This window comes from Microbulbifer sp. MI-G (genome assembly GCF_030440425.1).
In the GTDB taxonomy this organism is placed as follows: domain Bacteria; phylum Pseudomonadota; class Gammaproteobacteria; order Pseudomonadales; family Cellvibrionaceae; genus Microbulbifer; species Microbulbifer spongiae.
The window spans coordinates 4049697-4064319 of record NZ_CP098023.1; the positions used below are offsets into that span (position 1 = coordinate 4049697).

The 14623-nt window shown below is 55.8% G+C and carries 13 protein-coding genes; 6 read left to right on the forward strand and 7 right to left on the reverse strand.

The genetic code is table 11. From position 1 onward, the window contains the following. Positions 1-119: 119 nt before the first annotated feature. The 3 genes from M8T91_RS16675 to M8T91_RS16685 form a co-directional block, all read right to left on the reverse strand. Positions 120-593: an ankyrin repeat domain-containing protein gene (locus tag M8T91_RS16675; protein ID WP_301415347.1), complete on the reverse strand. Its 474-nt coding sequence runs from the start codon at positions 591-593 to the stop codon at positions 120-122. A gap of 52 nt (positions 594-645) precedes the next feature. Beyond that, on the reverse strand, positions 646-2145 hold the full coding sequence (locus M8T91_RS16680; protein WP_301415348.1) for a catalase: 1500 nt from the start codon (positions 2143-2145) through the stop codon (positions 646-648). Between the two features lie 136 nt (positions 2146-2281). Continuing rightward, positions 2282-2689 (reverse strand): DUF6632 domain-containing protein, encoded by a 408-nt coding sequence (locus tag M8T91_RS16685; RefSeq protein WP_301415350.1) that lies wholly within the window; start codon positions 2687-2689, stop codon positions 2282-2284. On the opposite strand from M8T91_RS16685, the gene M8T91_RS16690 reads away from it, so the two are divergent. Then, entirely contained in the window at positions 2679-2945 is a 267-nt protein-coding gene (locus M8T91_RS16690; protein WP_301415351.1) for a hypothetical protein, read from the forward strand. The two genes, M8T91_RS16685 and M8T91_RS16690, sit on opposite strands and share 11 nt — an antisense overlap. Before the next feature lie 442 nt (positions 2946-3387). Here the strand turns inward: M8T91_RS16690 and M8T91_RS16695 are convergent, their stop codons facing one another. Both M8T91_RS16695 and acs read right to left on the reverse strand, forming a co-directional pair. After that, positions 3388-3804 (reverse strand): RipA family octameric membrane protein, encoded by a 417-nt coding sequence (locus M8T91_RS16695; RefSeq protein WP_301415353.1) that lies wholly within the window; start codon positions 3802-3804, stop codon positions 3388-3390. Between the two features lie 173 nt (positions 3805-3977). Then, positions 3978-5915 (reverse strand): acetate--CoA ligase, encoded by a 1938-nt coding sequence (gene acs / locus M8T91_RS16700; protein ID WP_301415355.1) that lies wholly within the window; start codon positions 5913-5915, stop codon positions 3978-3980. A 959-nt stretch (positions 5916-6874) separates the two neighbouring features. Here acs and M8T91_RS16705 point away from each other — a divergent pair. Next, the gene (locus M8T91_RS16705; protein WP_301415357.1) at positions 6875-7192 is read left to right on the forward strand and encodes a heavy metal-binding domain-containing protein; all 318 of its coding nucleotides are present in this window, start codon (positions 6875-6877) and stop codon (positions 7190-7192) included. Positions 7193-7697: 505 nt separating this feature from the next. Here M8T91_RS16705 and panD read toward each other — a convergent pair. Together panD and panC are read right to left on the reverse strand one after the other, a co-directional pair. Continuing rightward, positions 7698-8084 (reverse strand): aspartate 1-decarboxylase, encoded by a 387-nt coding sequence (gene panD / locus M8T91_RS16710; RefSeq protein WP_301415358.1) that lies wholly within the window; start codon positions 8082-8084, stop codon positions 7698-7700. A gap of 14 nt (positions 8085-8098) precedes the next feature. Beyond that, positions 8099-8947 (reverse strand): pantoate--beta-alanine ligase, encoded by an 849-nt coding sequence (gene panC, locus M8T91_RS16715; RefSeq protein ID WP_301415360.1) that lies wholly within the window; start codon positions 8945-8947, stop codon positions 8099-8101. A gap of 286 nt (positions 8948-9233) precedes the next feature. Here panC and M8T91_RS16720 point away from each other — a divergent pair, with 286 nt between their 5' ends. From M8T91_RS16720 to nspC, 4 genes are all read left to right on the forward strand, one after another. After that, complete coding sequence (locus tag M8T91_RS16720; protein ID WP_301415362.1) at positions 9234-9938, forward strand: DUF6515 family protein; 705 nt, start codon at positions 9234-9236, stop codon at positions 9936-9938. 244 nt (positions 9939-10182) lie between these two features. Beyond that, on the forward strand, positions 10183-12105 hold the full coding sequence (speA, locus tag M8T91_RS16725) for a biosynthetic arginine decarboxylase (protein ID WP_301415364.1): 1923 nt from the start codon (positions 10183-10185) through the stop codon (positions 12103-12105). Between the two features lie 55 nt (positions 12106-12160). Then, positions 12161-13354, forward strand: a complete 1194-nt coding sequence (locus tag M8T91_RS16730; RefSeq protein ID WP_301415365.1) for a saccharopine dehydrogenase family protein — start codon at positions 12161-12163, stop codon at positions 13352-13354. A gap of 69 nt (positions 13355-13423) precedes the next feature. Continuing rightward, the gene (gene nspC, locus M8T91_RS16735; RefSeq protein ID WP_301415366.1) at positions 13424-14617 is read left to right on the forward strand and encodes a carboxynorspermidine decarboxylase; all 1194 of its coding nucleotides are present in this window, start codon (positions 13424-13426) and stop codon (positions 14615-14617) included. The last annotated feature ends 6 nt before the right edge of the window (positions 14618-14623 follow it).

Here is a 14623-nt window from a genome sequence, read left to right on the forward strand (position 1 = left end):
CGGGGGCGGGGACAAACACTGATTGAGCGGTCACCGGTTGATGCGGCAGCCTCCGTTGAATTCCCCCGGGGAGATTCTTTTGTCGCCTTCGCAGACTACCCAGGTCGGCGTGTAATGGATCAACCCTCTGCTGCCATGCGCCGCTGTTGCAGTAACTGCACCACCCGCTCGCGCCCAAACACCCGGGCAAAATCCTCTGCGCTTTGGCCGGCCTTGTTGGTTCGTGCGGTATCGCAGTCCTGTTTAAGCAGGGTGCGAGCAATCGAGAACTCCCCGCGAAAGATTGCGGCCATCAGGGCAGTGTTGCCTCGGCGGTCCTCCACGCAGGCGTCTGCACCCCGTTCCAGAAGGTAATCCACCGCCGGCTCATTGCCGTTATAGGTGGCGATCATCAATGCCGTGTAGCCTTTGGGGTTTTTAAGATCCAGAGGGAAGCCCGCCTGGGAAAATTCACGCAGTACCTCTGTATCGCCGATTCGGGCCGCGGCAAAGTAGTAGCGGGAAAGCTCGGCAAAGCCAGCATCTTTATCAGCCGGTTCCTGGGCAAAAGCCCCCACAGTGACAAAGAGTGCGGTGAGAAAAACATACCTCATGGTTCCACCTCTGGAAAATCCCGGGCGGCAGTTGCCGCCCCTTGACAGAAGCCTACCGGGCCAGTTTCTTGACCCGGTTCAAGTCCCCGCCTACAGCCTTGGTCAGACGCTCGCCGTAGTCCTTATCGGCCCGGTAGAAATAACTCAGCATAATGTGCCTGGTATTGTCATCGCGCACTTTGCCGAGATCACCCGCGAGGTTTTCAATCAGGCTTTGGCGCTCCTCTGGGCTTAGGCCGCGATAAAAAACCCCGGCCTGGGCAAAGGGGAGCTTTTTCTCGATCGCTCTTTGCTGTGTGCTCCCGGTCAATGGCTTGCTGCTGTAAAGGCCCTTGGGATCTTCATTACGCGGGTCAATACGGCTCGGCTGATAATTCACATCCGAAGTTTGCTGACCGTAATTACCTGCACCATCCTGGTTCCAATTCTGTACTGCAACACGGGGGCGGTTAATCGGTAGCTGTTGATGATTTGCCCCGAGTCGATACATCTGCGTGTCAGAATAGGAGAAGATACGTCCCTGCAACAAGCGATCTTCCGAAGGCTCGATACCCGGCACTATATTCGCCGGCGCAAAAGCGGATTGCTCTGTTTCCTGAAAGAAATTTGTCGGCATCCGGTTCAGGGTCATGGTGCCAATTTGAGTTTCTGGCACATCCAACCACATCTTGGTGGCATCCAGCGGGTTGTAATCAAAGCCATTCAGCTGCGACGGTTTCAGAACTTTGATATACAGGTCCCACTTGGGGTAGTCCCCTTTTTCAATCGCCGCATACATATCTCGAGTTGCGTGACTGAAATCTTTCGCCTGGATTTCCGCTGCTTCCTCAGCAGTCAGGTTGTTGATACCCTGACGGGATTTCCAATGGAATTTTACATAATTTACATCGCCATTCTCATTGATAAGCTTGTAAGCGTGCACGCCCCAGCCGTCCATCTGACGCAGATTCGCCGGCGTTCCATAATCAGAATATACCCAGCTCAGCATATGGGTGGCTTCTGGTACATGGCTGAAAAAATCAAAAAACCGATTGGGGTCCTGCTGGTTGGTTACCGGTGAAGGCTTCAGCGAGTGCACCATATCCGGGAATTTAATTGCGTCGCGTATAAAAAATACTGGCAGATTATTACCAACCAGATCCCAGTTTCCTTCTTCGGTATAAAATTTGGTGGCAAAGCCGCGCGGGTCACGCAGGGTTTCCGGGGACCCTTTGGAGTGGATAACCGTGGAAAAGCGTACAAACACCGGCGTCTTGCTACCGGGCTCAAATACTGCTGCGCGAGTCAGGTTACTGATATCCGCCGTGGGTACAAACTCTCCATGGACCCCGGTTCCGCGCGCATGCACAACCCGCTCGGGAATTCGTTCACGGGAAAAACGCTGCAATTTTTGTAGAAGCTGCACATCCTGTAGCATGTTGCCGCCATTTTCTCCCGCTGTCTGCGCGTTCTGGTTATCGCCTACAGGCGCGCCATTATCACGGGTGAGTGTTTCAGCATTGGCACTGCCTATCAGACCGATAGTAAAAGCAAATAAAGGAAGATATTTCATTGGTTTGTTTACCCCGCCAGTAGTCTCTGTTACGAAAACAAACAGTAATGGGGTATACCGTCAACGGGAAATTAGACCTTGTTATCGGCCTTATAGCGCAGGCCAATTGTCGCGTAGAATCAAGAGGCCACTGTTCTCAAGAATTATCGCTGAGCTGTTGATTTTTAAAGCTGCGGCTGGGCATCAGATACCAGAGAACTCCCGCCATCAAATAAAAACTCGGGATACTCCCGATCAGATGGGCGCGCTCAGTCGGGTCGGCCAGCACCTGCAACAGCATAATGGTGGCGTGCACCAGGCTGGACCAGATCGTGAACCAGATCAGGCTCGCATGGGCAATGGGATTTTTTGCAGCGCGAATCAGGAATATGCCCAGCGTTGCGTAGGTTCCCATTAGAATCTGTTCATATTCAGGTTGTGGTGGCATCCAACGCCAACCCGAGGGTGATATCCATGTCATCATGGGGTAGACGGCGAAGATAAAAATCAGACCAATTACCACCAGAGCAATGGGAAGGTATTTGGCGCGTGCCATGTCATTCATCTTTTTCTCCGCTGTCAAACCAGTGGCACTGACTGTCAGGCTCTTCCTGTGGCCCATCGGACAGGGTACAGGCCCGTTTGGTGTTGCTGCTGTCTGGCTTGGAAAGTGGTGGCGCAAGGTATTCGTGACGCCTATAGACACCTGCCACGCCGCCGCCCGGGCCAGCAGCCCGCGCAGCAGACAGGTCATGTCGGCACAGCAACGCACGGTGATTGACGAAAAAAGCAGTCAATGTCTGTGTACTGGCTGTTGGTGATACCCTGTTTCACTCCGCCGCACCGCACTGTAGCTGCAAATCGGCAGTGCCAGCCAGTAGTACACAATCTTCCTGCAGAGGAGCGGAGCCCCACTGTATTCTGCAAGATAGTACAGGGGATGGTATCCCGCTGCTCCCAGGCAGCAGAGAAACCCAATTTCCATCCAGCCAATGAGGTGTCTAATTAATGAATTTAACGCCAACTGAATACTGCCAATGCAGTTCAAGCTGCATCGCGGCATACAGACACAGAATCGGCGGATAGCAACAGCGACTGCACGCAAAACCCCAGCCGGCGGCCTTTTTTATCCTGCCGAGTGTTCTGTAAAGAGAAGCGGGACTGGGTATTATCGATCTGATGCGCGCATCAAACCTGGCAGGTCAAATCCTGGATGCGCACAAATATGCAAAGTCCCTGTGGTGGACAGGTTTTCCCGATCCTTCAGGGAGCGATATACCAGTGATGCAGACCATAGGTAGCAACACTCAGGCCGAAAAGCAGCTGACCGACCAGGAGGATGCGAAAAGCAAAAGTGTAGCGGGCCACATCTCCCCTGCGCACTGCATCGTTGGAAAAAATCCTGGCCTCTTCGGGATATTCCTGCTCCAGTCTTTTTAATGCAGGCACGGCAAGCTTGAGCAGCTGTCTGCTGCGTATATCCATCAACCAGAATACTGTCACCACAATAATAACCAGCCCTCCCAACAGGGCCAGAATCAAAGGGTGAAAATTTTTTTCCACTGCGGTAAAAATTCCACCCTCTACAAACATGGTCAAGACAACAAAAAAGTTGAACACCTTCAAGCGCTGGTTTGCCGCGAAACGGTAGTGTTCACAAAGGTACTGTCCCTGGTCCAAGCTGTTTCTTCCTTATTGCGAAGCACTTATCCGGATTGCGCCGGGCTTGCTTCTGGGGTGTGCAATTCTCCAGCGCATTTTTCCCATGCGTGAATAACAGATTTTCGCACCCTGTGACCGGCGCGAAGACCGGGCGGAGCCGGCCTTTTCTGCAGGCCGTGTGACAGGCAGGGTCAGCGATTTTCTCGATGCGCGATCAATTCGTCAACGACCGAGGGATCCGCAAGTGTGGAAGTATCCCCCAGGCTATCCAGCGCATTGCAGGCAATCTTGCGCAAAATACGCCGCATAATCTTGCCCGAGCGTGTCTTGGGCAGGCCCGGCGCCCATTGGATAATGTCGGGCTTGGCGATAGGGCCTATCTCCGTTGCGCACAGGTCAATCAGTGCCCGTCGCAGGGCTTCACTGGGGGCGTGTCCCGATTTCAAGGTGACAAACGCATAGATACCCTGCCCTTTTACAGGGTGAGGATAACCCACCACCGCCGCTTCGGCAGTATCCTCGTGCAGCACCAGTGCGCTTTCCACTTCCGCCGTGCCGAGCCTGTGGCCGGAAACATTCAGCACATCATCGATACGCCCGGTAATCCAGTAGTAACCATCCCCGTCTCGGCGCGCTCCGTCACCGGTAAAATAATAACCGGGATAGGTGGAAAAATAGGTATCAATCATACGCTGGCGATCACCGTAAATACCGCGAATCATCGAAGGCCAGCTGCGTTTGATCACCAGTGAGCCCTCGCCCTGTCCCTCGATCTCTTTGCCATCACCATCCAGCAGGGCGGGCTGGACACCGAAAAAGGGCCTGGCAGCGGAACCGGGCTTGAGCGCCATGGCGCCTGGCAGCGGAGAAATCATATGGGCACCGGTTTCCGTTTGCCACCAGGTATCCACAATTGGACAGCGCGCGTCACCGACCACCGTGTAATACCACTCCCAGGCCTCCGGATTGATGGGCTCACCCACGGTACCCAGCAGCCGGAGAGAACTGCGGTCTGTCTTCGTGACAAAGTCGTCACCAGCGCCCATCAGGGCACGAATGGCCGTAGGCGCCGTATAAAATGCATTGACCTTGTGCTTATCCACAACCTGCCAGAACCGCGAAGCATCCGGGTAAGTGGGCACGCCCTCAAACATCAGGGTGGAGGCACCAGCACAGAGCGGTCCGTAGACGATGTAGCTATGGCCGGTAATCCAACCGACATCGGCCGTACACCAGAAAACCTCCCCCTCTTTGTAATCGAACACATATTTGAAGGTCATGGTAGCCATCAGCAGATATCCGGCTGTCGTGTGCATCACGCCCTTGGGTTTGCCGGTGGAACCTGAGGTATAGAGGATAAACAGCGGGTCTTCGGCATGCACAATTTCCGGCGCGCACTCGCTGTCCATTCCGGCAACGGACTCCGCATACCAGATATCGCGCTTGCTGTCCCAGTCCACCGGGACACCGGTGCGTTTCACAACGATCACCCTGCGCACCTCGGGGCAATCGGTCAGGGCGCGATCCACATTGGCCTTGAGGGGAATGTGTTTCCCCCCCCGGACCCCTTCATCCGCCGTTATCACCAGACGGCAATCGGCATCCAGAATACGGTCTTTCAGAGAAGCCGGCGAGAAACCGCCAAACACCACAGAGTGCACCGCACCGATACGGGCACAGGCGAGCATCGCATAGGCGGCCTCCGGGATCATCGGCATATAGATACAGACGCGGTCACCCTTCTTAACCCCCTGCGCCTTCAGCAGGTTGGCCAGCCGGCACACCTTTTCGTACAGGGTGCGATAGCTGATCGCCTGGTTATCCGCCGGATCGTCCCCCTCCCACAGGATTGCTGTCTGGTCCGCGCGGTTGGCCAGGTGTCGGTCAATGCAATTGACAGTGACGTTCAGGGCTCCATCCGCAAACCAGGCGGTATCGCCGCGTGACAAATCCTCATGGAATACCCGGGTAAAGGGCTGGTCCCAATGCAGGAAATCCTTGGCCTGCTGGGCCCAGAAAGCCTCCGGATTCTCCACCGACTGACGGTACATCCTCTCATAGTCATCGGCACCAATCAGCGCATTTTCAATAAATGCTGCGGGTATGGGACGGGTGTGGACTTCTGACATTATCTTCTCCTTTATTATGGGCGCGGCGCTTGTTGTGTCGGTGAGCCTGAATTTTACAGAACCTTTTTCATCTCTCTTGATAGTATTACAGCCCTAAAGTCATCACCTTTACATGACCCGAAACCTATGGGCACAGTATCCATTATATGGCGAGTGTAAGTCCTGGCAGGCTGTCCGGCAAGCGATGCCAGGTCTTTAGCACGCCTGGAGTAATTATGCTTGAAGTATTCCAATCACCGCGATTTAGAATCAATAAATGTTGAATAAACCCGACTGTAGCTTATTGGGAAATTCTGGTTTTTGTGCAGTAAATGCCAGGACGGAAAAAACCGGGCATAGTCAGCAGCTCACCCACCGCCGACGCCTTTTATTGTTCCCCAACCAGTGCAACAGAAACATGCATAGAGTCCCAACGTATCGCTTGTGCCCGTTACGACTGGAGGCTTTATATACACTGTTCTACCCCGATACTGTCCGCCATCACAAAACGCTCTTTCCACACACCTGGAGATCCCAGTAAAAACCTTTTCGGTATCCCGCTAGCCAGGACAAGTGCACTCTCCCAGCTTTTCCAAACTTAAACCGGCAGTCCGCAATCTCTGCAATTACTTTGCGAGACCAACGGCCAAAAACCCGATCGACCTTGTGGTGAATACTCTGTTGTAGATAGTGTTGAAGCATTAACTGCATGTTGATATCAACTTTTCACCTATACCCAGTCTGTAACCTGCGTCTTTCTAGCAGGAACACACCCCTCCGGCCAAACGCATGGTATCGGTTGTACTTTTCAGCGGCCAGACGTTATGATCGTCACAAGGTGGCAGTCAATCTATTCCTGGGGAATCTGCAGCTCCTTCCTTCTCGCTCAGGCTGAGTACAGGAAGAACCCTTTCATAAAATAATACCTACAAGCCCCTAATTTATCATTAGGCACGGCATGATCTCATTGAGGAAAACCGATGATTTATACCACAACCCAGACTGTTCCCAATCGTGAAATCACAGAAATTCTGGAAGTCGTTAGCGGTAATGTCGTTCAATCGAAACATGTTGGTCGAGATATTATGGCTGGGCTTAAGGGAATTGTGGGCGGGGAATTAAAAGGGTATACAGAAATGCTGACCGAGGCCAGGAGTGTTGCAATAAAACGCTTGTTATCAAAAGCGCAGGAATTGAGAGCCGATGCTGTGGTAGGCATTCGATTTACCACAAGTTCAATCACGGAAGGATCATCAGAAATATTGGCTTTTGGTACAGCGGTTAAGCTTTCCAGATAATTGAATACACTGGAGCCAGAACCCCTCCCCGCATTGCCGTCTGTGAGCAGAGCATATCAATCCTTTTCCCGGGCTGAAGCCGGATACTGCCCGCTCGATTGTAGATTAGGGTTGTGCAGTATCTGAGGCAGCCCCTTCCCAGGATATGGGCACCACCACCATCCGCCGCTGGGTCAAATAGTTTGAGGGCGAACGCAGCGGTGAGATACCAGCCAGTTAGGGGTTTTTCCTGAGCGGCAAAAGCTCCAAAAGCTTGGGGCCGGATTCAACCAATTGGAAGGGGAGAAAGAGAGAAGATATAGACTGCTGTTCCCTCAGTCTCCGGCAGGATATCCCGGGTATGGAGAAGCCGATTAAGGGAGCAGGAGGTCGTGGAAGCAGCTGAGAAGCGTTTGATGTGCTTCGATTATGCGACTACGAATACAGGAGCACAAAGATCTCACTTGACGCGCCCAGTATGCATTCGCTTCGGGGTTCACGTGATCTTTAAGCGCAATCGTAAAACTCAGACCTCAGCGAGCTGCACCGGGATTGTGTTGGTGCTACGCGCCACCTGATTTTTTTCATCCAGGTAAACCAGACTGGGCTTGAAATTATCGGCTTCTGCTTCAGACACCTGTGCATAAGAGGCGATAATGACTCGATCACCCACCTGCACGCGGCGCGCCGCGGCGCCGTTCATGGAAATAACGCCGGAACCGCGCTCGGCCAGGATCACGTAGGTGTGGAAGCGTTCGCCATTACTCACATTGTAGATATCAATCTTTTCGAACTCACGCAGACCGGCCAGCTCCACCAGATCCTGATCAATTGCACAGGAGCCGTCGTACCAGAGTTCAGCCTGGGTGACTGTGGCCATATGCAGTTTGCCTTTCAACATTTCGAATTGCATGCTCAGGTGCCCCCTCAGAGTTCCAGAGATAGATTGTCAATCAAACGCGCTGCGCTGGTGTACATCGCACCCAGGATCGTAATCTGTTTGTCGTCATCTGCAGCCGGCTGCAAGTCCCTGCTGTGGCAGATGGAAAAGTAGTCGGCACGGAAACCACTGTTTTCCACACGCCTGCGCGCCTCGGCCTCCAGGGCGGCAAAATCCCTGCGTCCCGCCAGTATCTCATTCCTGACCCAGTTCAGCGACTGATTCAACACCGCCACCTTGGGCCGCTCTTTCGCGGTGATGTACACATTGCGGGAACTCATCGCCAGGCCATCCGCCTCGCGGTGCACCGGAGCCGCGAGGATGTCCACGGGCAGGCACAGGTCCTCCACCATGCGGCGAACAACGGCCAGCTGCTGGAAGTCCTTGATGCCAAACACCGCCTTGTCCGGCTGCACAATATTGAACAGTTTGGCCACCACAGTGGTAACCCCTTCAAAGTGACCGGGTCGGCTGGCACCACACAGTACACCGGTCATGGCCGGACAGACCACGCGGGTCTGCTGGTCCATACCATTGGGGTAGATTTCGCCCTCATCCGGGTGGAACAGGAAATCGCACGCGGCATCGCGCAGCCTGGCCATATCCCGCTCCATGGTGCGCGGATACTTGTCCCAGTCCTCGTTCAGACCAAATTGCAGTCGGTTGACAAAAATAGAAACCACTACCCGATCGCAGTGCTGTCGGGCCATTCGCACCAGTTCGATATGGGCATCGTGCAGATTGCCCATTGTGGGTACGAAACCAATGGTTTTGCCGTCCCTGCGGGCCTTGGCCAGTGCCTCGCGCAGGCTTGCTACGTGGTGGAAGACTTGCATCGCTCTCCTGCTCACTGGGGATCTGCGTGGCATCATACTCGCCGCAGTCAGGTGTCTCAACAGGGCAAAACTGGCGCTATTCCCGGGTTTTCCCAGGGTACAGTTCCAAGCCTCGCACAGGGAAAGTGTCACTGGCTGGATTACCAGTCATCCCTTTGTTCCACTCCCTGAGTGACAATCAAAGCAGTTCAGGAAGTGTTCAGATGCGTCAAGGCAAACTACCCGCCATGATACACAAAAGACCGCAAACAACATAAAAGAGCCATCCGGGCTCGGGAGTGCCGCCATGAGACATCTTGCGACCGCCATCGTCACCGCGGGCCTGCTGCTGATAGCAAACCCCGCACTGTCCGAAGTTTCCCGGGGACTCCAGCGCGCACTGGACCTCGATCACCACGGGCAGGGAAAGGCCCATCGCGAGCAGCGCCATGTGAAGCGCAGCCACGACAAATACCATGACAAAAAGCACCAAAACCGCAAGCAGGAAAAGAAACGCCGCAAGCAGGAGCGCAAGAAGGAAAAGCGCAAGCAAAGACGCAAGGAAAAGCGCCAACACCGCCGTGAAGTGCGCCACGCCTACAAATCGGGTTACAACAAAGGCTACCGGCAGGGACATCGAAAAGGGCACAGGCACGCCTTTCGCGCCGCCTACAGACCCTACTACCGTCACGGCTACCGCGGACATCGCCCCCACTGGCGCCCGGTGCACTATGGTTACGGATATCGCTGGCGCCACCTGCCACACAGCTTCGTTGGCCTCAGCCTAGGTGCCGCAAGCTTCTTCTATAGCGATGGTATCTTTTACCGCCCGGCATCCCGCGGATATGTGGTCACCCATGCGCCCCAGGGAGCCATAGTGCACAGCCTGCCAGCCTCTGCCCTCACTGTGGTTGTCGGCGGCCGCCACTATTACGTCGCTTACGACACCTACTACCTGTGGGATGACGTGCGACGCGGCTACCGGGTGGTCCCCAATCCCGGCCTGTTTTAACCCCGATTCCATCCCCCCACCTCTGCGGCCTCCGGGCCGCCTTTTTACTTTTCGGCTTCCCTCATACCCGCCAAATTTGCACAATACCCCGGCGGTGTCACAGCGCTAAAACAGCACCCGGGCACCCCGGGTGTAGCGCTGCTTCTGCGCCGGACAAAAATACCGTCTTTTTATCTATAGTTATTGCTTTCCAGCGCTGCTGGGCCCAAGATTCGCGCCCGCCGAGGCTCAACAGACAAGTGCCATGAAACAGCAACAAATTCAGGATTGGACCTGCGAGGATTCAGCCGATCTCTACGGTATCCGCAACTGGGGCGCCGGTTATTTTGATCTGAATGCAAAAGGAGAGATTTCGGTTCAGGTGGAGGGCCCCAGTGGCAAAGCCCACAGCGTCTCCCTGATGGATATCGCCCGCGGTGCCACCGAGCGCGGACTCGGCATGCCGCTGTTGCTGCGTATCGAAAACCTGCTCGATGCCCAGATCGCCCGCATCAATACCTCCTTTGCCCGCGCCATCGTCCGCTGCGGCTATGGCAATGTTTACCGCGGCGTCTTCCCCATCAAGGTCAACCAGCAGTGCCAGGTGATCGAGGAAATCGCCAGTGCCGGCCATCCCTTCAACCATGGCCTGGAGGCCGGCAGCAAAGCGGAGCTGATTGCAGCACTGTCGATCCTGGACAACACCGAGTCCCTGATTGTTTGCAACGGCTACAAGGATGAGGAATTTATCAATCTGGGTCTGCAGGCGCAGCGCCTGGGGGTACAGGTTTTCTTTGTGGTGGAAACCCCCTCGGAGGTGCAGACCATTATCCGCTGTGCCGAGCGGGAGCAGGTGCGCCCCAATATCGGCGCGCGGGTCAAACTCGCCTCCAAAGTGGGCGGCTACTGGAATGCCACCAGTGGTGATCGCAGTATTTTCGGCCTCGGCAGCAACGACCTGATCGCTATGGTCGACCAGCTGCGCAAGCACGGGATGCTCGACTGCCTCAAGCTGCTGCACTACCACCTGGGCTCGCAGGTACCGAATATCCGCGATATCCGCACCGGTGTACTGGAGGCCTGCCGCTATTACGCCGATCTGGTGGAAGAGGGGGCACCCATGGGCTATCTGGACCTGGGCGGCGGCCTGGCCGTAGACTACGACGGCACCAAAACCAACCACATCCACTCCAAAAATTACTCCCTCGATGAATATTGCGTGGATGTGGTGGAGGCCATTATGGGCACCCTCGACAGTGAGGGTGTGGCCCACCCGGTGATTATCACCGAGTCCGGCCGCGCCACGGTGGCCTACTCCTCGGTGCTGTTGTTCGATATTCTCGACACCACCCGCTTCGAGCCGGTGGAACTGGAGCACACCAGAATCAACGAGGGGGATCACCCGATGCTGATGAACCTGCAGGACGCGGTGCGCAATATCACCCCCAGAAATCTGCAGGAAAGCTATAACGACACACTCTATTATCGCGATGAGGTGCGCTCTCTCTACCTGCACGGCCAGGTGAGCCTGCGCGAGCGCGCCAATGCGGAAAACCTGTTCCTTCAGGGCGCCTGGGAAATTCGCCAGCTGCTGGACGAAGCCGAGGAGATCCCGGCGGACCTGCAGGCACTGCCCGAGGTATTGTCGGATATCTACTACGCGAATATGAGCGTATTCCAGTCGCTGCCGGATATCTGGGCCATCAACCAGATATTTCCGCTGCTGCCGATCCACCGCCTGGACGAGGCACCGACGCGCTCGGCCATCCTCGCCGATATCACCTGCGACTGTGACGGCAAGATCGACCGCTTTATCGGCCGGGAGAAAGCGCAGAAAACCCTGCCCCTGCACGAACTCAAAGAAGACGAGGACTATATTCTCGGCACCTTCTTAATCGGCGCCTACCAGGAAACCCTTGGCGACCTGCACAACCTGTTCGGTGATACCCATGTGGTGAGTGTGCGCTTCCAGGAAGACGGCAGCATTGATTTCAGCCGCGAAATTCACGGCGACAGTATTGCCGATGTGCTCAGCTACGTGGAGTACCAGCCCAAGGCGCTGTTCGAGCGCTTTCGCCGCCTGGCGGAACGCGCGGTGAAAAAGGGCTTGATTACCGCCGCCCAGCGCAAGCAGATTCTGCATACCTACACCGCCAGCATGAGCGGTTACACCTACTTTGAGAAATAAGGCCCAGCGCCAGAGAAGACAGCGGCGAGAAAAGCTGCAGATTAAGGAGATCCTTATGGCCAACATACTGATCATCGGCGCCGGCGGCGTCGGCCAGGTGGTTGCACACAAGTGCGCCCAGGTTGCGGAAGTGTTTGAGCACATCACGTTAGCCAGCCGCACCAGGAGCAAGTGCGACAAGATTGCAGCGATGCTGCCGCGCAAAATTGATACTGCCGAAGTGGATGCGGACAATGTGCCGGAACTGGTCAAACTGATCGAGAGTGTGCAGCCGGACATGATCATCAACGTGGCCCTGCCCTACCAGGACCTGCACATCATGGATGCCTGCCTGGAGACCGGCGTGCACTACCTGGACACCGCCAACTACGAACCGCCGGAAGAGGCCAAGTTCGAGTACAAATGGCAGTGGGCCTACCAGGACCGATTCGAGAAAGCCGGTTTGATGGCACTGCTGGGCAGCGGTTTCGATCCCGGCGTTACCAGCGTATTTACCGCCTACGCCAAAAAACACCACTTCGACCGTATCCATACCCTGGATATTCTCGACTGCAACGCCGGCGATCACGGCCTGCCGTTTGCCACCAACTTCAATCCGGAAATCAATATCCGCGAAATCACCGCCAACGGCCGCTACTGGGAAAACAGCCAGTGGGTCACCACCGAGCCAATGGCAGAGAAGCGCGTGTTCCATTTCCCCGAGGGCATCGGCGACAAGGATATTTACCTGCTGTATCACGAGGAGTTGGAGTCCCTCTGCAAGCACTTCCCGGAAATCGAGCGCGCGCGCTTCTGGATGACTTTTGGCGAGAGCTACCTGAAGCACCTGGAAGTCCTGCAGAATGTGGGTATGACCGGTATTGAACCGGTGGAATTCCAGGGGCACAGCATCGTACCCATCCAGTTCCTCAAGGCGATGCTGCCGGACCCCGCCAGCCTGGGCCCGCTGACCAAAGGCAAAACCTGCATCGGCAATATTATCCGCGGCACCAAGGACGGCGAGGAAAAGATCTACTACCTCTACAACACCTGCGATCACCAGGATTGCTACAAAGAAGTGCAATCCCAGGCCATTTCCTACACCACCGGTGTTCCCGCCATGATCGGCGCCAAGATGATGCTGGAAGGCAAGTGGATGAAGCCGGGCGTATGGAATTTGGAGCAGCTGGACCCGGACCCCTTTATGCACGACCTGAACAAGTACGGCCTGCCCTGGCAGGAAACCTGGCTGGACAGGCCCTTCCAGTAAACCCGCACCCCCCATAAATCCCCAGGGCGGGCCAGGGGCCTGCCCGCCACACCAGGATACAGTGCCCCCATGGACCTCACCCCTCGCGTAGACTACTTCGGCAGTTTTGATCCCGGTCGTGTACCCTCCCCCTGTTTTGTGATCGACGAGATTGCCCTGCGTGATAATTTGTCGGTACTCGCCGATGTACAGGCCCGCAGCGGCGCCAAGGTGCTCGCCGCCCTCAAGGCCTTCGCCATGTTCAGCACCGGCCATATCGTGGCCGAATACCTGTCCGGCACCTGCGCCAGCGGGCTGTATGAGGCCAAGCTGGGATTTGAGGCGTACGGCGGTCACGACCAGGGCAGGGAAGTGCATGTGTTCAGTGCCGGTTACAAGGAGGGGGAACTGCGCGAGATTCTCACATTCGCCCACCATGTGATTTTCAACTCCTTCTCCCAGTGGCAGCGCTACCGGGCACTGTGCCTGGAAATGCAACAGCAGCGCCCGGAATTGCGCTTCGGCCTGCGCATCAATCCCGAGCATTCCGAAGGGCACACCGAGCGTTACGATCCCTGCGCACCCCGTTCGCGCCTGGGCATTGTGCGCGCGCTGTTTGACGGCGAATCGCTCGAAGGTATCAGCGGCCTGCACTTCCACACCCTGTGCGAACAGGACTTCAAACCCCTGGAACGCACCATTGCCGCCGTGAAAGAGAAATTCGGTCACCTGATTCCGCAGATGGAGTGGATCAACTTCGGCGGCGGCCACCATATCACCCGCAGCGACTACCAGGTGGACGCACTGGTGGCAGCGGTACGCGCCTTCTCGGCAAAATACGCCGTACAGGTGTACCTGGAACCCGGCGAAGCCATCGCTCTGTTTTCCGGCATCCTGGTATCCGAGGTGGTGGACACCAGCTGGAACGGCCAGAACCAGGCCATCCTCGACGTCTCCGCCACCTGCCATATGCCCGATACCCTGGAGATGCCCTATCGCCCGGAGATCACCGGCGCGGCGCGGCCCGGCGAACTCCCCCACACTTACTGCCTGGGGGGGCAGAGCTGCCTGGCCGGTGACAGTATTGGCGAGTACAGTTTTCAGGACCCCCTGAAAGCTGGCGATCGCCTGGTATTTGAGGAGATGGCCTATTACACCATGGTAAAAACCAATACCTTTAACGGTATTCCCCTGCCGGCCATCGCCCTGTGGAACTCCGCTAGCGACGAGCTGCAAATCATCAAGGAATTCAGTTACCGGGACTTTAAGGAACGGCTCTCCTGAGTGCAT